Below are 26138 nucleotides of genomic sequence, written 5' to 3'. Positions count from 1 at the left end.
GCATGCTGATCGACACGCACTGCCACCTGGCTGCGGACGAGTTTGCCGATGATCGGGATGATGTCGCCGCCGCCGCCAGAGCGGCCGGCGTCTCGGCGCTGGTGGTTCCGGCCGTCGACGCGACGAGCTTTCCTGAGGTGCGCGCGTGTTGCGCGCGCTATCCCGGATGTGCGCCGGCCTACGGCATCCATCCACTCTACGTGCAGCGCGCCAGCCAGGCCGATCTGGACACCTTGCGCGACTGGCTACGGCCATCTGGCGACCACTCTCCCCGGCCGGTGGCCGTGGGCGAGATCGGCCTCGACCTGTTCATCGTGGATCCCGATTTCCAGCGGCAAGAGTATTTCTTCGTTGAACAACTGAAGATCGCGCGCGCGGCGGATCTGCCCGTGCTGTTGCACGTTCGCCGGGCAATCGACCAGGTGCTCAAGAACCTGCGCCGCATCCGCGTCAGGGGGGGCATCGCGCACGCCTTCAATGGCAGCCGCCAACAGGCGGACGAGTTCATCAGCCTCGGCTTCAAGCTCGGTTTCGGCGGCGCGCTGACGCATGCCGGATCGACGCGCATCCGCCGCCTGGCCGCGTCGCTGCCGCTCGATTCCCTGGTCCTCGAAACCGATGCTCCGGACATGCCGCCGGCCTGGCTGGCGGGCGGGCGCAACGCGCCGTCGCAGTTGCCGCGGATCACCGAAGCACTCGCGGAACTGCGCGCCATCGAGCCGGCCGAGTTGGCGCGGGCGACGTCAGCCAACGCGCTGGCCGTTCTGCCCGAGTTGCTTTCACTCGATTGATCGGGTAGGGTACGCCCTGTCGGCTTCGAGCTCCCTGGCTTCCAGGAGGGCGGGCAGCGTGCGGAGCCCTTGGCGGAGCGTGTGCCAGGGCATTCTCGGGCACACGCAAATTTACAGCGGGAACTTCAGCCAGGCTTATCGGTCCCAACGCGGCATTCAGCCGATCGTAAACCATAACATCTTCCCTATGAAAACTCGCATCGATCGACCTGGTGCCACCTGCGTGGCTGTCAAGAAAAGCCTGCCTGCCGTCCCGCAGTACCTGCAAGCGCACTACTGGTGGGCCTACGTCCATCCGCGGGCAGTGCATGTCTTCGAGCGCCAGTGGCTGGTGAATCTCATTCTCTGGGGCAACTACAAGCGCTTGTGCAACGCGGTTCTCCATGATTACGGCCATCATCTGCCCGGTCGGACGCTGCAGGTTGCCTGTGCCTACGGCGACCTGACGCCGCGCCTGGCCAACTGCGTGACACCGGACGGCTCGCTGGAAATCGTCGATATCCTGCCGATCCAGCTCGACAATCTGGCCAGCAAGCTACCGCGGGACGTGCCGATAAAGCTGCATTGCATGGATTCGGCGGCGCTGGGCTTTGCCGATGCGAGCTTCGACCGGGCGCTGCTGTTCTTCCTGCTGCACGAACAACCCCAGGCGGTGCGCGAGCGAACCCTGGCCGAGGCGCTGCGCGTGGTCCGTCCCGGCGGAACCCTGACCATCGTGGACTATGCGCCGCCGAACCGCTTCAACCCGTTGCGCTACTTCTGGAAACCCGTTCTCGACCGGCTGGAACCTTTTGCGCGTGACCTTTTCAGCGAGGAAGTCGCTGCCTGGTTACCGAAGAACGGCAGTTTCCTCACCGTCAGCAAGCAGCGCTTCTTTGGTGGCATGTATCAGATGTTGACGCTCAAGGTTGCCGAACCTGTCAAGGACAGGCAAACCGACGAGTAAGCAATCAGTCGGCCCCGGATCTTCCGGGGCTTGTCGTATGTTGTTCGCGGCTGGCCATGCCGGGCGCGAGAAAGGATAAAGCGTGGAGACATACAAGGCAGATGTAGTGATCGTGGGCGGCGGTGGCGCCGGCCTGCGGGCGGCAATCGCCGTCGCGGAAACGGATCCGACGCTGCGCATCGCTCTGGTCTCGAAGGTCTATCCGATGCGCAGCCACACGGTGGCCGCAGAGGGTGGCTCAGCGGGAGTCAAGCAGGCGACGGACAGCCTCGAATATCACTTCAACGATACCGTGCATGGTGGCGACTGGCTGTGCGAGCAGGATGTGGTCGACTACTTCGTCGCTCACTGCACGGAAGAGTTGACCCAGCTCGAGCACTGGGGTTGCCCGTGGAGCCGGACGCCGGACGGGCATGTCAACGTGCGCGCCTTCGGCGGCATGAAGATCGAGCGAACCTGGTTTGCGGCCGACAAGACCGGCTTTCACATGCTGCACACACTGTTCCAGACGTCGATCAAGTACCCGTCGATCAAACGCTTCGACGAGCATTTCTGCGTTGATCTCATCGTCGAGGAAGGGCGCGTCCAAGGCGTCGTGGCGATCGAGATCGCTTCCGGAGAACTGACGCTGGTCGAGGCCAGGTCGGTGGTCATCGCCACCGGCGGCGCCGGCCGTGTGTTCCGCGAGAACACCAATGGCGGCGTCGTCACCGGCGACGGCATGGCCCTCGCCTATCGGCACGGCGTGCCGCTGCGCGACATGGAATTCGTCCAGTATCACCCGACCTGCATGCCCGGTACCGGACTGCTGTTCACGGAAGCCTGCCGGGGCGAAGGCGGCTTCCTGGTCAACAAGGACGGCTACCGCTATCTGCAGGATTACGGTCTCGGTCCGGCCGAGCCGACACCGCGCAACAAGGCGATGGAACTCGGCCCACGCGATCGCCTCAGTCAGGCCTTCTGGTACGAGCAGCAGAAAGGCCGAACGATTGAAGGCCTGCACGGTTCAGTCGTGCATCTGGACCTGCGCCATCTCGGCGAGGAAAAACTGCGCGAGCGCCTGCCGCAGATCTACGAGCTCGCCGAGCAGTTCATGGGCGTCGATCCGGCGCGCGCGCCGATCCCGGTTCGCCCCGCCGTGCACTACACGATGGGCGGTATCCTTGTCGATGGTCGCTGCGCCGCGCCACTACCGGGCCTCTATGCCGCCGGCGAATGCTCGAGTGTCGGCATCCATGGCGCCAATCGTCTGGGATCGAATTCCCTTTCCGAACTCCTCGTCTTCGGCAAAGTGGCGGGAGTCGAAGCCGCCCGCTTCGCCAAGTCGGTGGCGCCGGGGAATTCGGCGAGTCTGCTCAAGCAGGCACAGGCCGTCGAACAGCGGATTTCCGGGCTGAAGACGAAGACCGGCGGCAGCGAACGCATCGCCACGCTGCGCAAGGAAATGGCGCAGACGATGGAGGACGGCTGCGGCATCTATCGCCTGGCCGAGACGATGCAGAAAACCTGTGACAAGCTCGACGAACTCAAGGCGCGTTTCAAGAATGTGAATCTCGAGGACAAGTCGAGCGTCTGGAATACCGAGTGGCTGCTGGCGATCGAACTCGAGTACCAGCTTGACGTCGCCCAGGCGATGGCGTATTCGGCGATCAACCGGCGCGAGTCGCGCGGTGCGCATCAGCGACTCGACGGTTTCGAAGCGCGCGACGATATCAACTTCCTGCAGCACTCGCAGGCACACTATGTCGCCGGCGCCGCGCCACGCATCGACTACGGCCCTGTCAAGATCACCAAATCGCAGCCGGGCACGCGTGCCTACGGTGCCGCAGGCGAAAAGGCCGAGCAGGAAAGGAAGGCATCCAATGTCTGAGAATCAGAAAGTCATCGAAATCGAGGTTCTGCGCTATCACCCGGAGAAGGACAAGGAACCTCACAAGCAGGTCTTCGAAGTCCCCTTCACCGACGACATGTCGGTATTGCAGGGCGTGCAGTACATCAAGGACTACCTCGACGGCTCCTTGAGTTTTCGCTGGTCGTGCCGAATGGCCATCTGCGGCAGTTGCGGCATGATGATCAACGGCGAACCGAGCCTGTCCTGCCAGACCTTCCTGCGCGACTATTACCCGGCCCGGGTACGCGTGGAAGCACTGTCGCATTTCCCGATCGAGCGCGACCTGGTGATCAACATGGAGGGCTTCATCGAGAAACTCGAAAGCATCCAGCCTTACATCATCCCCAAGGAACCGCGCACCCTGGCGCAGGGCGAATACCTGCAGACACCCGAGCAGCTCAACGCTTACGAGCAATTCAGCTCGTGCATCAACTGCCTGCTGTGCTATGCCGCCTGCCCACAGTTCGGCCTCAACTCCAGCTTCATCGGACCGGCCGCGACAGCGCTGCTGCATCGCTACAATGTCGACTCGCGCGACGGCGGCAAGGCCGAGCGCATGGAACTCATCAACTCCGAAGAAGGCGTCTTCAACTGCACGGCGGTGGGCTACTGTTCCGAAGTGTGTCCAAAACACGTTGACCCGGCCAACGCCGTCAACCAAAACAAGACCAACGCCGCAGCCGACTATTTTCTTCGTTTCCTCGCTCCGAAGGGAGGTGCCAAGTGAACAAGCGTCGACCCTATGTTCGCTCGATGGACGGCTGGTGGAAGAAGAATCCGTTCTTCGTCGAGTACATGATTCACGAGGCCACCGCTCTCTTCGTGGCGGCCTACGCAGGGATACTGCTGTTCGGCCTGCTGCGGCTGTCGCAGGGTGAGGCTGCCTGGAACGAGTGGCTGATGGCACTGAAGAACCCGTGGTACATCGGCTTCCACCTGCTGGCGCTGGTGGCGATCAGCTACCACACCTACACCTGGTTCAAGATCATGCCGAGGACCATGCCACCGGTGATCGTCGGCGGCCAGCGGCTCTCGGCCTGGGCAATCACCGGCAGTGGCCTTGCCGTCGCCGCGGCGGCGAGTGCTGCCCTGCTCGGTCTGGTATGGGGGATGGCACGATGAAACCAACGACACTGAAACGTTCCAACGCCCCGATCTTCTGGGCGCTGTTCGGCGCCGGTGGCATGCTTTCGGCGCTGCTCGGTCCGATGCTGGTGTTCATTACCGGCATCGCCGTGCCGCTCGGCGTGGTCCTGCCACCGGACACGATGAGCTACCCGCACATGCTCGCCTTCGCCAAGAACTTCATCGGCAAGGGTTTCATCTTCGCCATCATCGCCCTCTTCCTGTGGCATGCGGCGCACCGCATCTTCCACAGCCTGCACGACATCGGCATCCATGCTGGCACCGGAGCGAAACTGCTCTGTTATGGAACGGCGATGGTGGGGACGCTGATCGCGGCATACGCGCTGCTGGCGATCGGTTTCTAGGCGCAGCAGCCTTTCGTGACGCCTGTCGGCCGGGTGACGCCCGGCCGACTAGCCGAACCCACGGCGCGGCAGGCCAGCGATATCGCCGCGGCCCGCGCCAGAGCGTTCAGGCCATACCGCTGAGGCGTGCCTTGCGCTCGCGCTCGACGCGGGTGATGTAGCGCTGAACCATGCTCATCCTGGCCCCGGGCAGAGCGATGAACTCGCAACCGACGCGCACGTAGCGCGAGCCACCGCGGGTGGTAACGTCGAACTTGTTGCGCACGCACAAGTTGGCGACCAGCAAACCCTCGTCGGGAAGCGTCATCCTGCACTCGGTCAGCATGCCGCCGCGCGGCAGCAGCGCCGCCAGTGCCGGAGAAGCCATCAGGCCGACACCACCGCCGCTGATGTCCAGCAGTGACGCCTCGACGATCAAGGCGCTGCCGTCCGGGCGCTTGAGAGTGGTGACGAACTTGACCGGTTTGGCGATCGGCGTCGACAGGCGGAAATACTCGCGCCGCTGCAGGCGCAAGACCTTGTCGGGAAGCGCCGCACTGAAGGCCGCACGACCCGCGCTCTGCGTCTCCGCGAGCTTGCTCAGCGTGAACTGAATCTTCACCTTGTCGACCATCGCCGTCAGGATCAGTTGGTCGGCGAGCAAGGCCTGGCGGTTGGTCGCCTCTTCACGGCCGCAATCGAGAACGAGTTGGCCAGACCCCGTGTCGACCTGCAGCACCGACGTCAGCAGAAACGAACTGCCGCGGTTGAAGTAGGCGCTGACCAGCGCCCTCTTCTGGACCAGTGAGCGAAGCACCGCGACGATCTCGGGCCTGGAACGCAACAGGTACTGTTCGTAGTCGTCGGGCTGTTCGATTTCGAACCGCAGCGGCGTCTCCTGCGGCTGGACGTCCGTTTCTTCCATTTACTTCCCCGGAGTCGGCTGGAACCGGCAGTTTAAAGCAAAAGCGCTGCCGCGGTAACCGGGAAGGACGCCGTCATGCTGTCGGCGTCTCTTGCGGGGGAGCGACGAAGACCGGTGCCGGCGACTCCGACTGGCCGCTTTCCAGTCGATAGAGCCAGGCCAGCAGTTCGGCGACAGCCAGATACAGTTGCGGCGGGATATGCTGATCCAGATCGACCTGCAGCAGCAGAGAGACCAGTTCTGCCGACTCGTGAACGTAGACCCCATGTTCGTGAGCGCGCGCTATGATCTGCTCGGCCACCAGGCCACGCCCCTTGGCGACCACACGTGGAGCCGCGTCGGTCTGGCTGTAGGCCAGCGCGACGGCGTTCTTCAGCGGGTTGGTCGGCGTCCTGGGCATGCTCACCGCGCATTCATGATCGCCGTGACCAGGATCCTGGCGGCAAACGATGGTTGGCCTTACTCATATGAGAGCATATTAACCGCGTCGGCCGCAATCCGGTAGGTCTGCACGATCCGCCGCGCGGTCGAGTCGTTGGCGCATGGCGGCACGCACAAACCGGGCGGTGGCTTTAACCCCACCACGCGCAAACCGACGTTTACCTGCTTGTCGCATATCTGGTCACGAAAGGCCGATCATGAAAGTATCGAGCATCCTTCTCCTGGCGACGGCGCTCCTCACCGGACCTGCCGTTCTCGCCCAGCAACCGGCGATCAGCGAACCGCTTGCGCCGCCGCCGCGACCGCTCGTCCTGCGCGTCCCGGAAGCGGCGCAGCCGGTACGACTGACGCGCGTCAATGTCGACGTGATGGTCGTCGGCCGCCTGGCAAGAACCACTGTCGAGATGACCTTCCACAATCCCAACGCCCGCCTGCTCGAGGGCGAGTTGCAGTTTCCCTTGCTTGACGGACAGCAGGTCAGCGGCCTGGCCCTCGATTTCGATGGCAAGTGGCGGCCAGCAGTGCCGGTGGAGAAGGCGCGCGGCCAGGAAATCTTCGAAGAGGTGACGCGCGCGCGCATCGATCCGGCCTTGCTCGAAGCCACGCAAGGCAACAACTACAAGCTGCGTGTCTACCCGATTCCGGCGCATGGCGAACGCAGGGTGTCGCTGACCATCAGCGAACACCTGCGCGAAAAGCGCGATGGTTCGGCGCTCTTGCGCCTGCCACTGGCCTTCAGCGAACGACTGGACGTCTTCGATCTGCGGATTCAGGCGCCCGGACTCAAGGCGGAAGCGGTGAAAGCGGTGCGCGGCCTGGGCGGAGCGCGCTGGGAAAACCGCGCCGGTGGCGCGACGCTCGAAATGCGTCGCCGCGACTACCGACCGGAAGACCGGGTCGAAGCGAGCTTCTCCGCAGCAGGTGGCCCGCTGGTCACGGTCGAGGAATTCGACGGCAAGCGATACTTCTATGCCGAACTGCCAGCGCCGCGCACACTCCTCGCCCCCCGCCCGAGCCCGCGGCAACTGGCCCTGGTCTGGGATGCGTCGGGCTCGGGCGCCAAACGTGAGCACGGCCGCGAGTTTGCCCTGCTCGACGCCTATTTCAGGGCTCTCGGCAACACCCGGGTGCGCTTGACGCTGGCGCGCGACGCCAGCGAAGACAGCGGCACGTTCGTCATCAAGGGCGGCGACTGGTCGTCCTTGCGGGCAGTGCTGGAGAAAGTCAGCTATGACGGCGGCACGAACATGGCGGCGTTCCGGCCGCACGCGGCGGCCGATGCGGTCCTGCTCTTCTCGGATGGCCTGGGCAATTTCGCGGCGCCGACGATGCCCGATTTTGCCGTGCCCTTGTTCGCCGTGAGCGCCGCGGCAGCCGCCGACAACGACCGCCTGCGTCAGGCGGCGGAGAAGAGCGGCGGCGCCTTCGTCGATCTGCTCGCGAGTTCACCGGCGGAGGCGGTGACGGCACTCTTGAAGCAGGGTCCGCGTCTGACCGGCTTGCGCTCCAACGGCGCGCGCGATCTGGTCGCGGCGCCTGCCGACGCGGAATCCGGGCGACTGGCCGTCGCCGGCATCCTGAGCGAAGCGAGCGCCATCCTCGACCTGGAATGGCGCCAACCTGGCGGCGCCGTCGAGCGCCAGCAGCTCAAGGTGGGCAGTGCGGGGGCTCTCAGCGCCAGCTTTGCGGCGCAAGCCTGGGCAAACCTGCAACTCAGGCAGTTGTTGCCGGAGCGGAGCGTCAATCGGGCGGCGATCGAGCGTCTGGGCAGGGCGTTCGGGCTGGTCACCCCGGGGACTTCGCTGATCGTCCTCGATCGCGTCGAAGACTATGTGCGCTACGAAATTGTGCCGCCGACCGAACTGCGTGTTACGTCCGCCCCTAAACGGGATTGAAGGGCTTTGAATATCGCGCGTACTTTGAGCAGGAAGATCGAAGGATCTCCTGAGCGAAGGCGGAATGAAGAAGGACGGAGAAGGGCTGGAACACCTCTGCTATCGTGGGAAGTTATCGAGACGACCGAGATAGAAAAGAGCCCAGCCCATGCAACGAATTGTAGCCGGCATCACCACGCTTGAGCAGCACGTTGAGACGACTCAAAAGGCCGCTGAAGTGTATCGACCGAAGTCGTGCCCGCACTGCGGGCTGGGAGTGGTCCATCAGCATGGTCACTATGAGCGAAAGGCCGACCGCCGAGCCGTGCCGCCACGGCTCAACCCGATCCCCATCCTTCGCTACCGTTGTGCCGGATGCCGACGCACGTGTTCGCGCCTGCCGGAATGTATCGCACCGCGACGCTGGTATGACTGGTCGGTGCAACAGCAAGTCCTGCAGCAGCGGCTGAACGGCGCGGCAGAGCACCCCGGCGGTCCACCTGACCGGCACACGGGCGCGCGCTGGTGGAACTGGTTGCAGGAGCGGGGAAAGGACTTTGTGTTTCACCTGCGCGTGCGCTTTGCCGAACTCGGCCGGGCCGTTGACACGCACGGCTTTTGGCACCAGGTGTTCAACAGCCTGGGTCTGCCGCGGGCCATGTTCTGGCTCGATCAAGAGATGAGCGTCCCATGATTTCCTGACACCGAGCGAGTGGCGGACGGTGGGGACCCCGCCCGGGCGGGGTCCCCACACAGTTTGCTCGTGGCATTATTTCGGCCCTTTTGTTTTGATGACGACTCCCATTCACCCCGAGGAGTCGTCATGAATCGAATCAATCCGATCGCCTTGTTTCGCCTGTCCGTCCTGGGTTCGCTGACCAGCCGGGAACGGCTGGATCACGGCGAATTGCAGCAGACCATCCGCGCCCTGGCCGAGCGCGAATACACCATTCCCGGCACGCGTCGGCGCCATGTTGCCGAGAAGACGATTCAGGGCTGGTATTACACTTACCTTGCCCAGGGCATCGATGGCCTGACACCCAAGACCCGTATCGACCGCGGGCAATCGAAGCTATCGCAAGCCATTCAGACCGCGATCCTTGCCGCGAAGCGCGACAACCCGCGCCGCTCGATCCGTCAGATTCGCCAGTTGCTCGAAGCCACCGGAACGGTGGCTCGCGGCAGCCTGTCGCGCTCGACGGTCCACCGGCTGCTGCAACAGCACGGCCTGTCGCGGATCAGCGGCTCGGCCAGCCTGCCCGAGGAGAAGCGCAGCTTCGTCGCCGCTTCCGCGGGCGCCATCTGGTATGGCGATGTGATGCACGGTCCCCGCGTGCCTCACGAGGGCAAGCTCGTCAAGGGGTATCTCGTCTCGCTGTTCGACGATGCCTCACGTCTGGTGGCTCACAGCGCTTTCTGCCCCGGCGAAACGGCGCTCGACATCGAAGGGGTGCTCAAGCAGGCGCTGCTGAAGCGAGGCATCCCGATCAAGCTCGTCGTCGATAACGGCGCGGCCTACCGCGCTGAGACCCTGCAGGGGATCTGCGCCCGCCTGGGCATTCACCTGATCTATTGCCGGCCCTATGCGCCCGAGGGCAAGGGCAAGTTGGAGCGCTGGCACCGGACCTGCCGCGACCAGTTCCTGTCGGAACTCGACGAGCGCCACATCAACAGTTTCGAGGACCTCAATGCGCGTCTCTGGGCCTGGCTGGAGCGGGTCTATCACCATACGCCGCATGCCGGCCTCGACGGGATGACGCCGCTCGCGCGCTACCAGCAGGATTTGTCGAAGATTCGTTCGCTGGGAGCGCTGGCCGCGCAGCTCGATGCCTTGTTCCGGTATCGCGTCAGCCGTCGAGTCAGGAAGGATGGCACGGTGTCGTATCAGGGGGCGCGCTTCGAAGTGCCTTTCGAACTCTCCGGCAAGACGGTGTGTCTGGTCGTCGATCCGCATAGCGGGGCGGTCATCGAGGTCGAGGACGAGCACGGCAAGGGGATCGGCGCCGCGACCCCGCTCGATGCCCTGGGCAATCTCGATCGCCAACGAAATAAATCCGACCCGACAGACGCCGCTCCCGCCTCGCCGTCTGGCCCGAATCTGATCGAACTCACCTATCGTCAGTATTACGACCGCAAAGGAGACTGAAGATGTATCTGCAACACTTTGGTCTGCGCCATCCGCCTCTGGGCAAGGACGCCGCCGAGCTGTGGGATGACGGTGCGCTGGCGCAACTCGCCGAGCGCTTCCAGTGGCTTCTGCAATCGCCGGGCCTCGGCCTGCTGACCGGCGAGGCCGGCGTGGGCAAGACGGCCGCCTTGCGCCTCGTGACCGCCAAGCTCAATCCGCATCGCTACCAAGTCATCTACCATGCCGAGACCGATTTCGGACGGGCAGACCTTTACCGGTGCCTGGCCCAATCCCTCGGCCTTCAGCCGAGTTATCGTCGCGCCCAACTGTGGCGCGACATCAAGGCGCATATCCATCATCTGGCCGACGCCAAGCAACTTCTGCCGGTCTGGATCCTCGACGAGGCGCAGAATCTGCCACCCGAATTCTTCCGCGATTTCCCCGCTTTTCTCAACTTCGCCTTCGATTCGCGCGATCTCATCACTGTCTGGCTGGTCGGTCACCCGATCCTCGCCCAAACCCTCGAACGGGCGTCTTACGCCGCACTCGCCGGCCGCATCCAGGCACGCGTGCATCTGCGACCGGTGCTCGAACGCGAGCGCTTTGCGCAACTCGTCGGCCATGCCCTCAAGAGCGCCGGGTGTGCGCATACCCTGCTCACCGATTCCGGCCTGGAACTCCTGCGCCAAGCCAGCAAGGGCCTGCCGCGCCACGCCGGGCGCATCCTGCGCACCGCCATGCGTCTGGCGGTGCCGCGCGCACTCAATCATTTGCCCGACGATCTGCTGCAAGCGGCTATCGAGGAGTTGCGATGAAACGCCGCCCTCACTCCCTCTTCCCCGACGGCCTCTCCGACGAAAGTGCGGCGGCGATCAGCGAGTTCCTTCACCAACTCGCCGCTGCTTGTGAGGCCCGCTACCTCGTCCAGCTTCGCCGCCACCGCAGCCGTCAGATGAACCTCTACGATCCCGAAGCCCCTTGGAGAATACCTCCAGGCGAGCCCTTCTAGCCCTCTCGTCCCACGCTGACGCCGGAACCTCTTCTTCCGGCGTCAGCGTGGGACTTTGCCATCATCTCAACCTCGAATGGCTCGGGTTGAAGAGTTCCAGATATCGCGGGACGTAACAACTGCGTGCCGAGTATGAGCGCTTGATGAGTACCCGTCGTCAGCAGAGCGAACGCGAGCGTGCCAGCCACAGCGACGACATCGCCCGCCGCTTCAAGGAAAAGCAGGCCTGGTGGGAACGTGATTTTCCCAAGGGCGATCGCCCGAAGGCCCGCGAGGAAGCCAAGGCAAGCGCAGGTGCCGTCGGTTCTTCCGCCTTGTCGGCGGAGCGGAATCGCCCGGCGGCCGCCGCGCTGCCGGCCCCCATCGCTTCTCCCGCGCCCGCGCCCGCTGTCGCCGAGTCGCGCCAGTCGCTGGCCAAGGCGGCCCCTGCGCAGCGCATGGCCGACGCCGCAGCGCCGGCCAAGGCGGATGCCGTCGCCACTCCGTCGCCGGTCGCCAGCATCCAGCTCAAGAAATGGGTTGCCAACGCACCCTATGCCGAGCGTCTGCGCAAGGCCGAGAACGATCAACTGTACCGCATCTATCTCGACGAACGTCCCGGCTACCTCAACAGCACGGCTTTCTTTCTCGATGTCGCCGATGTCTTCTTCGACCGCGACCGGCCCGAACTGGCGCTGCGCATCCTCTCCAATCTGGCCGAGATGGACCTCGAGAATCGCCACGTGCTGCGCATCCTCGGCTATCGGCTGATGCAGGCCAAGCGTGCCGACCTGGCCGTTCCCGTGCTGCAGCGCGTCGCCGAACTGGCTCCCAACGAGCCTCAGTCCTGGCGTGATCTGGGACTGGCGCAGGCGGAAACCGGAGCGCGACAGCAGGCGCTGAAGTCGCTCTACGAAGTGGTGACCCGACCCTGGCACAACCGCTTCCCGGATATCGAACTGGTGGCCCTGGCGGAAATGAATGCCCTGATTGCCACGGCGCCGGAAAAACTCGATACCTCGGCGATCGATCCACGCTTCCTGCGCAATCTGCCGCTCGATCTGCGCGTGGTGCTGACCTGGGACGCCGACAACACCGACATCGATCTCTGGGTAACCGACCCCAACGGCGAGAAGAGCTTCTACGGCAACCGTCTGAGCTATCAGGGCGGCGCCATGTCGCGTGATTTCACCGGCGGTTACGGTCCCGAGGAGTTCTCGCTGAAAAAGGCCAAGCCCGGCCGCTACCTGATCCAGGCGCAGTTCTATGGGCATCGCCAGCAGGTCGTGGCCGGCGCGACGACGCTCGGGCTGCGCCTGACCACCGGCTTCGGCACTGCCGCCCAGAAGGAGGAACGACTGACGCTGCGCCTGAAAGGGCAGAGCGAGGTAGTCACCGTCGGCGAGTTCGTGGTCGGCGAATGATCGCCTGCAATCAGAACTGGCGCTGCCGTGGCAAGGTCGTAGAATCAGCACGACCTACTTGCGGAAATCCAGACCATGCTCGAAGAAATCAATCACCTGGCACTGATCGGCAGCCTGATGCAGCAGATGTGCGTCTATCTGGTGATTGCCTATCTGCTGAGCAAGACGCCGCTGTTCGCGCCGCTGATGCAGGTGACCGTACGCCTGCCCGGCAAGCTGGTCTGCTACCTGGTGTTTTCCGGCTTCTGCGTCATGGGCACCTACCTCGGCTTCCAGATCGAAGGCGCGATCGCCAATACCCGGGCCATCGGCGCCGTGCTCGGCGGCCTTCTCGGCGGACCGATCGTCGGCCTCGCCGTCGGCCTCACCGGCGGCCTGCACCGCTACTCGCTCGGCGGCTTCACCGACGCTGCCTGTGCGGTATCGACGACCGTCGAAGGCCTGATCGGCGGCGGCCTGCATCTCTACCTGTTGCACCGCCATCGCGCCGACCGCCTGCTCAGTCCGATGATCGCGCTCGGGACGACGCTCTGCGCCGAATTGATGCAGATGCTGATCATCCTGCTGATGGCCAGGCCCTTCGATCAGGCGGCCCGGCTGGTTGCGCATATCGCGCTGCCGATGATGCTGACCAACGCCGTCGGCGCGGCCCTCTTCATGCGTCTGATCCTCGACCGCCGCGAGACGCTCGAGAAATATTCGATCGCCTTCTCGGCGAAGGCGCTGCGCATCGCCGAGCGCTCGGTCGGCGTGCTGATGCAGGGTTTCGACGAGCGCAACTGCAGCCGCATGGCCAAAGTCATTCAGGAAGAAACGGGGGTCGGCGCGGTGGCGATCACCGATTGCGAAAAGCTCCTCGGCTTCGTCGGTGTCGGCGCCGAGCACCACCTGCCGGGTACGCCGATTGCCTCGGCACACACCCGGCACGCCATTGACCACAATGAAGTCGTCTATGCCGACGGCGCCACCGTCCCCTATTGCTGTTCGGTCACCAAAGACTGCAAGCTCGGCTCGTGCCTGGTCATCCCGCTACGCGGCGAAGAAAACCGCGTCTTCGGGACGATCAAGCTCTACGAACCCAAACGGAAGTTGTTCTCCTCGCTCAATCGAACCCTCGGCGAAGGGATCGCCCGCCTGCTCTCGAATCAGGTCCTGGCCGGGCGGATCGAGGAGCAGAAGCGGCTGCTCGCGCAATCGGAAATCAAGCTCCTGCAGGCGCAGATCAACCCGCACTTCCTGTTCAATGCGCTGAATACGCTGGCAGCGGTCATCCGCCGCGACCCGGAAGCCGCGCGGCAACTCGTGCAGTACCTGTCGACCTTCTTCCGCAAGAGCCTCAAGCGGATCGGCAACGAGGCCACGCTCGGCGATGAAATCGAACACGTCGATGCCTACCTGCACATCGAACTGGCGCGCTTCGCCGATCGCCTCGACGTCCAGTTCGCCGTTCCCAACGACCTGCTGCCGCTGCGTCTGCCGGCCTTCTCGCTGCAACCGATCGTCGAGAACGCGATCAAATACGGCATTTCGCAGATGCTCGATGCAGGAACGATCCGCATCAGCGCCCAACGCCAGGCGGGCGTGCTGACCATCGTCGTCGAGGACAGCGCCGGCCTCTATCAACCGACTCCGGGAGGCGACGGCCTGGGGATGAACCTGGTCGATCGGCGAATCAAGATTCGCTACGGCGCGGCCTACGGCATCGCGGTGAGCTGCGAACCCGATTGCTGGACGCGCGTCGCCATCCGTCTGCCGGTGGAAGAGGAGTTGGCGCCATGCTGACCGCCCTGATCATCGATGACGAGGCGCCCTCGCGCGAGGAACTCAAGGCGCTGCTGGCTGCCACCCCCGACGTCGAGGTGCTGGGCGAATGCGCCAACGCCATCGAAGGGCTGTCCGCCATCCACCGCCTGCGCCCCGACGTGGTTTTCCTCGACATCCAGATGCCGCGCCTCAGCGGTCTCGAAATGGTGAGCATGATCGACGCCTCGGCCCTGCCGCAGATCGTCTTTGTCACCGCCTATGACGAGCACGCCCTGCAGGCTTTCGAGGAGCACGCCGCCGACTATCTCCTCAAGCCGATCGATCCGCAACGTCTTGCCCGGACGCTCGACTGGTTGCGCTCGGGAGTACGCCACTCGCCCAGGGCTTTTCCGGGATCAACCGAAAAGCTGCGCCAGATTCCCTGTTTCGGCCGCAACCGCATCTTCCTGCTGGCGCTCGACGAAGTGGAATTCGTCCACACCGACATCGCCGGCGTGCAGGTGGTCGGCGACAAGCGGCAGGGAACCACCGAACTGAGCCTGAAGATCCTGCAGGAGCGTACGTCGTTGATACGCTGCCACCGCCAGTTCCTGGTCAACCTCGACCAGATCGCCGAGATCGAATTGCTCGACAATGGCGCCGCCGAGATCATCACCCGCAGCGGCAGAAGGGTGCCGGTCAGTCGCCGGCACCTGCGCGAGATGAAGGACAGGTTACTCATTGCCTGAGCCCGAACCGTGGAGCCAGGCACGGCGATCGGCGAACGTGGGGGGACCCGCAGTCTCGCTCGTCAGCCAGTTCGATGCCTGGGTGGCAGCCCATTCCGATCGCCTGCCGTTTCCCCTTCGGCAGCTTGAGCGCACCGGCGACTACGCGACCTATCGACCGGTCGGCATCACCGATCACCTCTCCGTGTTCGTCGGCAACGACAGCGTCAGCGTTGTAGTCGACTGGCAAGGCCAGTGCTGGGACATGCTGCTCAGCCTGGATGCCGTAGGCGCGGCGGTCGAAGGCGGCTATCGCTGCCAGCTATGCAGTGAGGATCACTCAGAAGCCACGCTGCTTCCCACCCTGGACAGTCTCTGGGAAGGCCATCTCTTCCTGCCGTTGGCGAACTGGATTGACGAGGCACTGTGTTCCGCCACCCACCTGTGCATCGAAAGCACACCAACCTTGAGCGCCACCTGGGCGAGTCTGGCCACGCTCGACGGCGAACCCGGTGAATGCAATGGCGTAGCGCTTCCCCTTCGCGTCTGATCCACAAAGAGACCACTCGGGCGAGAGGACGGGCACCAGAGACCTGGCAGCACCTTGCGGCGACCACCGCCGCGCAGGTGCACAACCGGGGATCGCCGACACCTTGGCGACTCGTTAAAACTATGGAGAACAGGTGAACTTTTGCCGTTTGTTCAGCTGGACTTGCGCTTCCCTTTCTTGGTCTTTTTTGCGGAACCTACTGCGGGGGCGGCACTGCTCTTGAGCATTTCCGAGTCATAAGGTGATTTCCGCAAGACGCCGTACCAAGGATCATGGCGTTAGGACGGGCTCAGGGCCAGGAAAACAACCCGCTGCGGTAGTTGTTCGGATCTTGATTCCCGGAAATCGCCTAAAGACTGTCAAAATCCGTGGCCGACATTTCTGAAGACTCCGCGTTTTTCCAGGAGTCGAGCAGCTCGCACTGGCGATCGCCAAGCCGAAAATAAGACAGTTGATGGCAAATGCTGTGAAGAATCTGCAGGAGGGTTGGTGGGCCGAAATTGATCTCTTCCATGGCGATCGCCTGGCCAGCGTTCGCGTTCTTATCCCGGCCATGAACGAATACCTTTGAAGTCCGCTCGAGTCGGAGTGGATAGTGCAGGCATGTCCGAACACTAGCGCCGCACATCCTCCACTCTTGCCGGTCACCGACGCTGCCACCATTCGAACCAGCGTCGCGCTGAGGGAACCCGATTCCCAACAGCAGCAGGCGCGTCATCACATCATAGGCCCTGGTGCGCAGGTCAACTCCGCAAGGGCCGGCCAGAAGCAGATACTCCACTTCGTCCGGATCGTCGGCACCGGTGTCGGAACCTGGCTCCTCGGCAAGCGCTTCCTGAACCAATTCGACGTAATGATTCACTCCCCCTTAAGAAAAGCTGCCAGACCAATGATTTGTATAGCATAATCTGAGCCTTGAGGACGACGAGACAGAGCGGGCAGGATGCGCCTGAGCAAGCATGGCCTTTTCCAAATGGACGACGAGTGGCTCAAGAAGCTACCGGCGGAGCTATTGCTGGAGGTGTCGAAGCGTCTGCTGCATGACGTCAAGGAGTTGCAGGACCGGCTGAATCGGAACCCGACCAACAGTTCGTGTCCGCCGACCAGCCAAGCGCCATGGGAGAAGGCGGGCGATGCGGCGAAGGACAAGGGGACGCCAGCCGAGAGCCGCACAGCAGAAGCTGCCGCGACCGACACGGTGGGAGATTTGCCGAAAGAGACGGCAGGAACCAGCCCGGCTGTTGCCAACCGCCCCTCGCCCGGGAAGGGCTCGGGGAAGTCGCCCGGCAGGCAAGCCGGCAGTGCGGGCCATGGGCGCACGCAGAAACTGGCGGTGACCGCCACGTGCGAGCACCGCCCTGAAAGCTGCACGGCTTGTGGGCTAGCGCTGGCGGCGGACGCCGGGTCGCCGGCTTACACAGCTTGGGACGAAATCGACATCGCGCCGCAGGTCGAGGGCCTGATCGGGCTGACGTTCCGTGTCACGCGTCACCGTTTGCTTGAAGTGCGCTGCGCCTGCGGCCATGTCAGTCGTGCGCTGCCGTGGCGGGCGCCGGCGGACGACCCGTGGGAGACGACTGAACTGGGCGAGTGGCGCTTGGTGGGTCCTCGCTTGGCCGGAGTGATCATTCTGCTCGCGCTGCGCATGCGCCTGTCCCGGGCGAGCATCCGCGAACTGCTGAGGGAAGTGTTCGATCTGACGCTGAGCGCCGGCGTGATCGACGAGACGATCCGCGAAGCCGGGCGTGCCCGTTTGCCGCTGGAGGATGCCTTGGTGGCCGATCTCGTGCAGACAACACAATTGAATGGGGATGAAACGTCGTGGCCAGAATCCGGTGTACTGCTGTGGCTGTGGGCTCTGGTCACCCCCCACACCGTACTCTTCCTCATCGGCCCGCGCCGCCGGGAAATGCTGGAGAACGCCCTGCAAGACGGCTATCACGGCATTCTGATCAGTGACGGTTACGGGGTCTATCGCGCCTGGGAAAACCGCCCGCGCTGCTGGCCGCACCTGATGCGCAAGCTGCGGGGCCTGGCCGAATCGAGCGATCACCGAGTATCCGGGGTCGGGCAGGAGAGGCAAGGGATCATGAAAACGCTGATGGCCGCCATCGACGCGGCGCGGACCGATCCGCCGCCAGAAGCACTGCCCTTACGCCACGCGGCCGACGTTGACCGGCTGCAGCACCTGTGCAAAACGCATCGGACCGATCACCACGAGGTACTGGGCGGCGTCGTGCGCGAGTTCCTCTACGACTGGACGGTGATCTTCCGTCCGCTTGCCGAGCCCCACCTGCCGCTCTCCAACAACGCCGCCGAACAGACGCTACGGCACGGGGTGATTTCGCGCCACATCAGTCACGGCACGCGCTCTGAACAGGGCTCCCGCGCCTTTGCTCTGCTCGCCAGCCTTATCGAAACCTGTCGCCGTCGCGCCGCTTCTGCCTGGCAGTACCTCGGCACCGTCATCGCCGCCGCTCGCAAGGGTTTGCCGCTTCCCCCCATCCCTGTCATCCCGGCAACAGCGTAGGGGGAGTGAACGATTACCAATTTGGAGCTCACAACCGCGATGCACACCTACGACCGACCAAGACGCTACACCGTGGCGGTCAAGGTGATCGACATCTTCGGCAACGACACGATGACGCTCGTGCCCGTGAACGTGGGGTAGGTACAACAATGCACATTCATCACGTTGAGATAGGTGATTTTAGAAAGCTCAAGCACCAGTGCTCCAAAAGCTTGCGATTAAAGGGAAAACAATGATCCTACCCGACAACGAAACGAAAATCGATCTACTCAACAACGAGGCCATCGCGACAACGATCATCGGCTTGCTACGCGAACGGCCCGATAGTCCGGTCACCATCGGCGTGCATGGTGATTGGGGAGCTGGGAAATCCAGTGTCCTGGAGATGATCGCCTCGCGTTTCGAGAATGAAGAACAGGTTCTTTGTCTCAAATTCAATGGCTGGCGTTTCCAAGGGTTCGAGGACGCCAAAATAGCATTGATCGAAGGCATCGTAGCTGGCTTGATGGAGAAGCGCCCCGCCCTCCAGAAAGTCAAAGGTGCCTTGAACGATGTCGTCAAGAGCATTGACCTGCTCAAAGTCGCGAAGAAGGCCGGTGGACTGGCCTGGACTGCCTTTACTGGGATTCCGACACCAGAGCAGATCGGTGGCATCGTGGCCACGTTGCAGGGTTGGATCGCGAATCCTGCCGAGCTTGCGACCAAGGACAATATCGGCGCGGCGATTGAGGACGTTAAGTCCGTTCTTTCGCCGGCTGAATCCAAGAGCGTTCCTCAGGAGGTCGAAGCCTTCCGCAAAGCCTTCGACAAATTGCTTGAAGAAGCAAGAATAGATCAGCTGGTTGTTCTGATTGACGATCTCGACCGCTGCCTTCCCGACACGGCAATCGAGACACTGGAAGCGATCCGGCTCTTCGTTTTCACGTCACGAACAGCTTTTGTCGTCGCCGCAGACGAAGCCATGGTCGAGTACGCTGTACGCAAACATTTCCCCGATCTCCCTGAGACAACCGGACCACGTGACTACGCCAGAAACTACCTCGAAAAACTGATCCAGATTCCATTTCGTATTCCAGCGTTGGGCGAAACCGAGACTCGCATCTACGTCACGCTCTTGTTGGCCGGGGCCGAAATTGGAGAGAAGGATGAGAACTTCTCGAAGCTGATTGCTGTGGCACGCGAACGTCTCAAGAGGCCTTGGGAAAACGCACTCCTTGATGCAGCTTCGGTGAAAGCTGCTCTGGGGGATAGGGCCGACCAAACGCACAACGCACTCATGCTCAGTGATCAGATCGGCCCGATTCTAGCCAGCGGCACAAAGGGAAACCCACGCCAAATCAAGCGATTTCTCAATACGTTGCTGCTTCGGGAGCGCACCGCTATTGCACGTGGATTCGGCGCGGAAATCAAGCTTCCGGTGTTGGCAAAGCTGATGCTTGCCGAGAGATTCATTCCCCGGCTGTTCGACCAGATCGCCTCCGTTGCCGCCATCCATCCCCAGGGACAATGCGACGACCTTGCCGCGCTGGAGGCGAGCATAGCTGCAAAGCAGCACGTCACAAAAACCGCAGAAGAGGGGAAGGCAGCGAAGCCCACAGACAACGCCGCAACAGCAATTGAAAGCGCGGCCTTGCTGGAATGGAAAGAATCGGAGGCAGTGCAAGACTGGGCACGAGTGCAGCCACTACTGTCCGGCGTTGATCTTCGGCCTTACCTGTTTGTCACGAAAGACAAGAAGGACTTCTTTGGGCCGGTGTCTGTCCTCGGCCATCTCGGCACCGTGGTTGAGAAGCTCTTCGGCGCCAAGCTCTCAGTGCAGGCGTATGCACCTGAACTGAAGCTGCTCGTGCAAGCTGAGGCCGACAAGGTATTCGAAGCCGTTCGATCCAGGATTATGGGTAGCGGATCCTTCGATGTGATGCCGGCCGGCATCGACGGGCTGATTGTTCTGATCAAGGCACAACCCGGATTGCAGGGAAAACTGCTGGACTTCCTGGAGGGTTTGCCCAGCAGCAAGTGCGGACCGTGGGCTGTGCGGGGATGGCAGGGCGCAGTCACCGACCCTGAAAACGTCGCTCGACTTAGCAAATTGCTCAACGAATGGGCCAAGGTCTCGAACAATCGTGAGCTAAGAGCAGCAGCTGAGGCGGTCCTCAAAGCGTCAAAGGGAAGCCGGTAAATGGGAACTTCGACAGCCTACGGTGGACCGGGCGGCGGCACACCACTTGTTCCCACATGGCTTGGATCGGAAGATGGGACTTCGCCCCCGGCTATGCCAGCAGACGCAGCACCTGCCAGCGATGACACTCCTGTGCCACAAGCTGTACCTGCTGCCCCGTCTGACAGGCCAGCAATTCCGCAGCCGGCGGACCCTGGCCGTTTTACAAGCGCCCGCGGCAACTTCACGCGTTTTGCAAAATCCGGCGGAAGTGATCGCACGGGTCTCGGTCGCGCTGTTGCCAGCTATGTGTCGTCGGCTGTTGGCGGATCGCGCCAGGCGGCGAAGCGGATGGGGGCTTCACGCGGTGCCGGGGCTAGGTTACTCGGGTTCTTGTCTGACGCGCAAGCGCGTGGTGTACGCGAAGCACTGAGAGCACTTGATCTTGAAGAACTAGCGGGGCGTCCTCTTGCCGAGATACTTGTTGGTCTCGCCGATTACGTTTGTCCGGGAGCAGGCACAATCGATGAAGGCATTGCGCGCGAAGCGTACGTTGAAACCATCGTTGAGCTGACCACCGACAGCCTGACTGACCTGGATGCGTTTACCCCGGACCAGCTGCAGACCGTCTTCGAACTGTATGCGACGCATGCCATTGAAGCCAGAATCTGCAACGACATTGGCACCAAGGCGGTCACCGTGCCCGCCGACGCCCAAGCCGCCCTGCGTGTTCAAGCGCAGCTACGAGATTTCATTCGCGGCGGAGTCAGCGATGCGCTGACAACGGCACGTGCAGAAACACCCACGCTCACCCCAGATCGCATTCAATCCTTCGTCGATCGGGTGTACGAGTCTGCGTTCGAGTTCCTTCAGGCACGAGGTGAAGCAGAGGTGAACCAATGAAACGCCAACTAGTCGCCGGTCGTTTCGGTCCGGATGATCAGACAGCAATACCTGCCGCTGCCGATGAACAGTTGACCCAGCTTCAACTAGTTGCCGGAGTGAAGACCCTGGACTATGGAATCGGCAGTGCTCTGGGCAGCCTGAAAGCCCTTGGCATCTTTCCATCAGAGATAGGGATTGATCTGCTTGTGGTCGCCGCGCACGTTCATGCCGCCGACACGCGCATTTCCCGCGTAGAGCAATCCCAGGACTCATGGACTCGCGAAATCCGGTTGGTCATACCGGTGAGCGATCTTCCGCGTTGGACTGCCGTGACGCCCACGCTAACGAAAGCGCTGAACTTCCTGACGGGAGATCGTTGGACCATCGGATTCAGGCTGCGGCCTGTGAGGTTCACGAATATCGCACGAAAAAGACCGCACTCTCTCTTGACCGTACCGTATGACTCACTGTGCCTGTTCTCCGGCGGGTTAGATAGTTTGATTGGAGCCATTAATCTTCTTCAGGCTGAATCAGCCCCCTTGCTGATCAGCCACTTCGGCGAAAGCGCTACGAGTGATGCGCAAAATAAGTTGTTTGCCAAACTGAAAAAACAATACGCGAGGTCCGCATTCGATCGGTTGCGTGTCGGGATGACCTTCGATGATGGCTTGGTGAAAGATGTCGGTTCTGAAAACAGCACGAGAGGCCGTTCTTTCTTGTTCTTTGCGCTCGGAGTGTTTGCTGGAACTGGGCTTAGGAATGGATTTACCTTGAAAGTCCCAGAGAACGGACTAATTGCCCTGAATGTGCCTTTGGACCCGTTACGGCTAGGGTCAAACAGTACACGAACTACGCATCCGTACTTCATGGCACGTTGGAACGACCTCCTAGACGAACTCGGTATCGACGGCCGTGTAGAGAACCCATATTTGCCTATGACTAAAGGCGAGATGGTCCTCGCCTGCGCGAACCAAAAATTGCTGCTCGAACTGGCACCGATGTCCTTATCTTGCGCACACCCGGCCAATGCTCGATGGCAAGGTCATAAAGGAAGAGGTATAGAGCACTGCGGTTACTGCCTGCCGTGCCTAATCCGTCGTGCAGCATTGAACAGAGCATGGGGCGAGGGGGGCGACCGAACGGCATATACCGTGCCTGATCTTCGCGCTAAGGCATTGGACACGCGGGAATCGACGGGGCAACAGGTGCGCTCGTTTCAGTACGCGATCGCGCGATTGCAGGGACACCCAGGTCTTGCAAACCTTCTTATTCACAAACCGGGTTCGCTCGCCGACAGTGCCACCCGGCTTGATGAACTGGCAGATGTTTACCGACGTGGCCTCAATGAAGTGGCGTGCCTGATTCACGGCGTACAAACAAGGCCGAGCTGATGGTAAAGTTATTATGATCGCATCAGCTGGACTGGTCGATTTTCACTGCCACCTTGACCTCTATCCAGATCATCCCGCGGCAGTTCTGGAGGCGGACGCCGCTGGCGTCTTCACCCTCACCGTGACAACGACACCGAAAGCATGGCCGCGCAACAATGAACTTGCGCAAGCCACGCGTCATGTACGTGCTGCGCTTGGTCTGCATCCCCAGCTCGTGGGCGAGCGCGCAAGCGAGCTGGCGGTTTGGGATGAGTACCTCGCAGAGACGCGATACATCGGCGAAGTGGGCTTAGACGCCGGCCCTCGCTTCTACAAATCCTTCGATTTGCAGAAAGCGGTGTTCGAACATGTCCTGCGGAGCTGCGCCAAGGCCGGTGGCAAGGTGATCACAGTACACAGTATCCGGGCGGCTACAGCTGTGCTGAACCACGTGGAAGAATTCTTACCTCCTGAAAAAGGGAAGATCGTGCTGCATTGGTTCACCGGAACCAAAGCAGAAGCCAAGCGCGCCGTCGAAATGGGATGCTACTTTTCTATCAACGCAGCCATGCTGGACAACGAGCGTCACAATTCGATGGTCAGCGTTATCCCACTCGACAGGATGTTGACCGAGACGGATGGTCCGTTCACCAAGACCATGGAACGTGCTTCCAGGCCTGCCGATGTGGCTTTCGTAGTGGAGGCCTTGGGACGCCTGTACAGTCAACCGGCCATAACCGTGGCCGCGACAATCCGAGAGAACTTGCGGCGGCTGATCGTCGAAGAGGGTTAATCGTACTCAACCTTAAACGTCGGGCTGGTCTCCAGCTTGATCTTGTGACGGTCGTAAATCCGCGTCGGGTGAAACATGGCTTCTGTGGTGGACCGTGCTCACGTAGGCGCGAGCCGCGAGGTACTTGACCACAGGCTGCCCGAAGGCAAACGCGTGGCAGCGCTAGAGCCATCTCATCTCTGCCGCCATTCGCAGCGTCCAGGACACCGCTCAATCCGCGTGCCAACCGCTCGCCAGATAGCACGCCATGCGGCCTTGATCGGATCTAGATTGCGTGGCGCACCACGTCAGGAGTCACCATGCCAAGGTCTCACCTCCTGCCGGTGCCTGGTCGATGGGCCATTGTTGAGGCCTCGACGACCGGTTTTCCGAGACGGCCCGGCGACTTCGCGAGAAGCCGCGACAGGCCGCCATGACGCAACTCACCTCAGGAGGGGTCGTGAACATCGTTTCCAAACATGCCATCTGGTGGCTCTTGACGGCAGTCGGGGTATTCTCCCTCGGCACCGTGGCGCTATCGCGGGGCGAAACCATCAACGCCTTGTGGATAGTCACTGCTGCAGTTTCGATTTATCTCGTCGCCTATCGCTACTACAGCCTGTTCATCGCCGACAAGGTGATGCAACTCGACTCGACGCGCGCGACGCCGGCCGTCCGCCACAACGACGGCCTCGACTACGTACCGACCAACAAGTACATCCTCTTCGGTCACCACTTCGCGGCGATCGCCGGCGCCGGTCCACTGGTCGGCCCGGTGCTGGCCGCGCAGATGGGTTACCTGCCGGGAACGTTGTGGATCATCGTCGGCGTCGTCCTCGCCGGCGCCGTGCAGGACTTCATGGTGCTGTTCGTCTCGACGCGTCGTGACGGACGTTCGCTTGGCGACCTCGTCAAGTCCGAACTCGGTTTCGTCCCGGGAATCATCGCGCTGTTCGGAACCTTCATGATCATGGTGATCATCCTCGCCGTCCTGGCGTTGATCGTCGTCAAGGCGCTGGCCGAAAGCCCGTGGGGAACCTTCACCGTCGCCGCGACAATCCCGATCGCCATGTTCATGGGGGTCTATAACCGCTTCATCCGCCCCGGACGCGTTGGCGAAATCTCGATCGTCGGCTTCGTGCTGTTGATCGCGGCGATCGTCGTCGGCGGTCAGGTCGCGGAGAGCGCCACCTGGGCACCGCTGTTCACCTTCAACGGCAAGCAGCTGACCTGGATGCTGATCGTCTACGGCTTCGTCGCTTCGGTGCTGCCGGTGTGGCTGCTGCTGGCGCCGCGCGACTACCTGTCGACCTTCCTGAAGATCGGCACTATCGTCGGCCTGGCGCTGTGCATGGTTTATGTGGCACCGAACCTGCGCATGCCGGCCGTCACCCAGTTCATCGATGGCACCGGTCCGGCGTGGTCGGGAAGTCTGTTCCCATTCATCTTCATCACCATCGCCTGTGGTGCGGTTTCGGGCTTCCATGCGCTGATCTCGTCGGGAACGACACCGAAGCTGCTCGACAACGAGAAGAATGCGCGCATGATCGGTTACGGCGGCATGCTGATGGAGTCCTTCGTGGCGATCATGGCGATCGTCGCCGCTTCGGTGATCGATCCGGGCGTCTACTTCGCGATGAACAGCCCACCCGCGATCATCGGCAAGACCGTCGAAGGCGCTGCCCAGGTGATTTCGCAGTGGGGCTTCGTGATCACCCCGGAAGTGCTGACGCAGACCGCCAAAGACGTCGGCGAGAACAGCATCCTCTCGCGCGCCGGCGGCGCGCCGACACTGGCCGTGGGAATGGCCCAGATCTTTTCGCAGGTCTTCGGCGGGCAGACGATGATGGCCTTCTGGTACCACTTCGCGATCCTCTTCGAAGCGCTGTTCATCCTCACCGCCTGCGACGCCGGGACGCGTGCCGGACGCTTCATGCTGCAGGATCTGCTGGGCACCTTCGTCCCATCCTTCCGGCAGACCAACTCCTGGCCGGCCAACCTGACGGCTACCGGTCTGTGCGTCGCCGCCTGGGGCTACATCCTCTACCAGGGCGTCGTCGATCCGCTCGGCGGCATCAACAGCCTGTGGCCGCTGTTCGGCATTTCCAACCAGATGCTGGCTGGCGTGGCGTTGATGCTGTGCACGGTGGTCCTGTTCAAGATGAAGCGGCAGAAGTATGCCTGGGTGACGATCGTGCCGGCGTCCTGGCTGCTGGTGTGCACGCTGACGGCCGGTTGGCAGAAGGTCTTCCACGCCAATCCGAAGATCGGTTTTCTGGCGCTCGCCGACAAGTTCCAGGCCGCACTCGACAGGGGCGAGATTCTCGCGCCGGCAAAGAGCGTCGAGCAGATGCAGCAGATCGTCTTCAACAACCATCTGGACGCCGTGCTCGCCACCTTCTTCATCTTCGTCGTGGTCAGCATGCTTTTCTACACGATCATTGCCTGCCTGAAAGCCTGGCGTGAAGACAGGATCACGAGTCGCGAGATGCCGTACGAGGCCATCCCCACCGCCAGGGCCTGAC

General features: G+C 62.3%; 24 protein-coding genes. 21 read left to right on the top strand and 3 right to left on the bottom strand.

What is annotated here, in order from left to right:
* Positions 1-2 precede the first annotated feature (2 nt).
* The 6 genes from CAP2UW1_RS04660 to frdD all read left to right on the top strand — a co-directional run bounded on the left by CAP2UW1_RS04660 (position 3) and on the right by frdD (position 5118).
* Positions 3-791, top strand: coding sequence for a TatD family hydrolase (locus CAP2UW1_RS04660; RefSeq protein WP_015765502.1), 789 nt, complete (start codon positions 3-5; stop codon positions 789-791).
* 223 nt (positions 792-1014) lie between these two features.
* The gene (rquA, locus tag CAP2UW1_RS04655) at positions 1015-1737 is read left to right on the top strand and encodes a rhodoquinone biosynthesis methyltransferase RquA (RefSeq protein WP_291911781.1); all 723 of its coding nucleotides are present in this window, start codon (positions 1015-1017) and stop codon (positions 1735-1737) included.
* An 82-nt stretch (positions 1738-1819) separates the two neighbouring features.
* Positions 1820-3607: a fumarate reductase (quinol) flavoprotein subunit gene (frdA, locus tag CAP2UW1_RS04650; RefSeq protein ID WP_015765500.1), complete on the top strand. Its 1788-nt coding sequence runs from the start codon at positions 1820-1822 to the stop codon at positions 3605-3607.
* The gene (locus CAP2UW1_RS04645; protein WP_015765499.1) at positions 3600-4355 is read left to right on the top strand and encodes a succinate dehydrogenase/fumarate reductase iron-sulfur subunit; all 756 of its coding nucleotides are present in this window, start codon (positions 3600-3602) and stop codon (positions 4353-4355) included. The genes frdA and CAP2UW1_RS04645 overlap by 8 nt, the downstream gene beginning before the upstream one ends.
* Positions 4352-4750 (top strand): hypothetical protein, encoded by a 399-nt coding sequence (locus tag CAP2UW1_RS04640; RefSeq protein ID WP_015765498.1) that lies wholly within the window; start codon positions 4352-4354, stop codon positions 4748-4750. Before CAP2UW1_RS04645 ends, CAP2UW1_RS04640 begins: the two co-directional genes overlap by 4 nt.
* A complete protein-coding gene (frdD, locus tag CAP2UW1_RS04635) occupies positions 4747-5118 on the top strand; it encodes a fumarate reductase subunit FrdD (protein ID WP_015765497.1) in 372 nt (123 codons plus the stop codon). Before CAP2UW1_RS04640 ends, frdD begins: the two co-directional genes overlap by 4 nt.
* Before the next feature lie 106 nt (positions 5119-5224).
* Here the strand turns inward: frdD and CAP2UW1_RS04630 are convergent, their stop codons facing one another.
* A complete protein-coding gene (locus CAP2UW1_RS04630) occupies positions 5225-6022 on the bottom strand; it encodes a flagellar brake protein (RefSeq protein WP_015765496.1) in 798 nt (265 codons plus the stop codon).
* Positions 6023-6095: 73 nt separating this feature from the next.
* Entirely contained in the window at positions 6096-6422 is a 327-nt protein-coding gene (locus CAP2UW1_RS04625; protein WP_015765495.1) for an EscU/YscU/HrcU family type III secretion system export apparatus switch protein, read from the bottom strand.
* A gap of 238 nt (positions 6423-6660) precedes the next feature.
* Here CAP2UW1_RS04625 and CAP2UW1_RS04620 point away from each other — a divergent pair, with 238 nt between their 5' ends.
* From CAP2UW1_RS04620 to CAP2UW1_RS04580, 9 genes are all read left to right on the top strand, one after another.
* The gene (locus CAP2UW1_RS04620; protein ID WP_015765494.1) at positions 6661-8358 is read left to right on the top strand and encodes a VIT domain-containing protein; all 1698 of its coding nucleotides are present in this window, start codon (positions 6661-6663) and stop codon (positions 8356-8358) included.
* Between the two features lie 148 nt (positions 8359-8506).
* Positions 8507-9031 (top strand): DUF6431 domain-containing protein, encoded by a 525-nt coding sequence (locus CAP2UW1_RS04615; protein WP_012806124.1) that lies wholly within the window; start codon positions 8507-8509, stop codon positions 9029-9031.
* Between the two features lie 129 nt (positions 9032-9160).
* Positions 9161-10483 carry a DDE-type integrase/transposase/recombinase gene (locus tag CAP2UW1_RS04610; protein WP_012806985.1) on the top strand — a complete coding sequence of 441 codons (1323 nt, stop codon included), beginning with the start codon at positions 9161-9163 and terminating at the stop codon, positions 10481-10483.
* A 2-nt stretch (positions 10484-10485) separates the two neighbouring features.
* Positions 10486-11280: an ExeA family protein gene (locus CAP2UW1_RS04605; protein WP_012806122.1), complete on the top strand. Its 795-nt coding sequence runs from the start codon at positions 10486-10488 to the stop codon at positions 11278-11280.
* Positions 11277-11474 carry a hypothetical protein gene (locus CAP2UW1_RS04600; RefSeq protein ID WP_012806121.1) on the top strand — a complete coding sequence of 66 codons (198 nt, stop codon included), beginning with the start codon at positions 11277-11279 and terminating at the stop codon, positions 11472-11474. Before CAP2UW1_RS04605 ends, CAP2UW1_RS04600 begins: the two co-directional genes overlap by 4 nt.
* 143 nt (positions 11475-11617) lie before the next feature.
* Complete coding sequence (locus tag CAP2UW1_RS04595; RefSeq protein ID WP_015765493.1) at positions 11618-12877, top strand: DUF2135 domain-containing protein; 1260 nt, start codon at positions 11618-11620, stop codon at positions 12875-12877.
* Between the two features lie 75 nt (positions 12878-12952).
* The gene (locus tag CAP2UW1_RS04590) at positions 12953-14659 is read left to right on the top strand and encodes a sensor histidine kinase (RefSeq protein WP_015765492.1); all 1707 of its coding nucleotides are present in this window, start codon (positions 12953-12955) and stop codon (positions 14657-14659) included.
* Entirely contained in the window at positions 14653-15369 is a 717-nt protein-coding gene (gene btsR / locus CAP2UW1_RS04585; protein ID WP_015765491.1) for a two-component system response regulator BtsR, read from the top strand. Before CAP2UW1_RS04590 ends, btsR begins: the two co-directional genes overlap by 7 nt.
* Before the next feature lie 37 nt (positions 15370-15406).
* On the top strand, positions 15407-15898 hold the full coding sequence (locus CAP2UW1_RS04580) for a hypothetical protein (protein WP_041567703.1): 492 nt from the start codon (positions 15407-15409) through the stop codon (positions 15896-15898).
* A gap of 349 nt (positions 15899-16247) precedes the next feature.
* Here CAP2UW1_RS04580 and CAP2UW1_RS04575 read toward each other — a convergent pair whose 3' ends face one another.
* Positions 16248-16760 carry a hypothetical protein gene (locus tag CAP2UW1_RS04575; protein WP_015765489.1) on the bottom strand — a complete coding sequence of 171 codons (513 nt, stop codon included), beginning with the start codon at positions 16758-16760 and terminating at the stop codon, positions 16248-16250.
* Positions 16761-16841: 81 nt separating this feature from the next.
* Between CAP2UW1_RS04575 and tnpC the strand changes: the two genes are divergently transcribed.
* From tnpC to CAP2UW1_RS04545, 6 genes are all read left to right on the top strand, one after another.
* On the top strand, positions 16842-18428 hold the full coding sequence (tnpC, locus tag CAP2UW1_RS04570; protein ID WP_015765488.1) for an IS66 family transposase: 1587 nt from the start codon (positions 16842-16844) through the stop codon (positions 18426-18428).
* 232 nt (positions 18429-18660) lie between these two features.
* Complete coding sequence (gene qatA, locus CAP2UW1_RS04565; RefSeq protein ID WP_015765486.1) at positions 18661-20607, top strand: Qat anti-phage system ATPase QatA; 1947 nt, start codon at positions 18661-18663, stop codon at positions 20605-20607.
* Entirely contained in the window at positions 20608-21489 is an 882-nt protein-coding gene (qatB, locus tag CAP2UW1_RS25305; protein WP_041567702.1) for a Qat anti-phage system associated protein QatB, read from the top strand.
* On the top strand, positions 21486-22862 hold the full coding sequence (gene qatC, locus CAP2UW1_RS24340; RefSeq protein WP_015765484.1) for a Qat anti-phage system QueC-like protein QatC: 1377 nt from the start codon (positions 21486-21488) through the stop codon (positions 22860-22862). The genes qatB and qatC overlap by 4 nt, the downstream gene beginning before the upstream one ends.
* Positions 22863-22875: 13 nt before the next feature.
* Positions 22876-23634, top strand: a complete 759-nt coding sequence (gene qatD, locus CAP2UW1_RS04550) for a Qat anti-phage system TatD family nuclease QatD (protein ID WP_015765483.1) — start codon at positions 22876-22878, stop codon at positions 23632-23634.
* A gap of 439 nt (positions 23635-24073) precedes the next feature.
* A complete protein-coding gene (locus CAP2UW1_RS04545; RefSeq protein ID WP_015765482.1) occupies positions 24074-26137 on the top strand; it encodes a carbon starvation CstA family protein in 2064 nt (687 codons plus the stop codon).
* The last annotated feature ends 1 nt before the right edge of the window (position 26138 follow it).

The organism is Candidatus Accumulibacter phosphatis (genome assembly GCF_000024165.1).
Taxonomy (GTDB): Bacteria; Pseudomonadota; Gammaproteobacteria; order Burkholderiales; family Rhodocyclaceae; genus Accumulibacter; species Accumulibacter phosphatis.
This window is presented reverse-complemented; position numbering and strand designations above follow the sequence as displayed.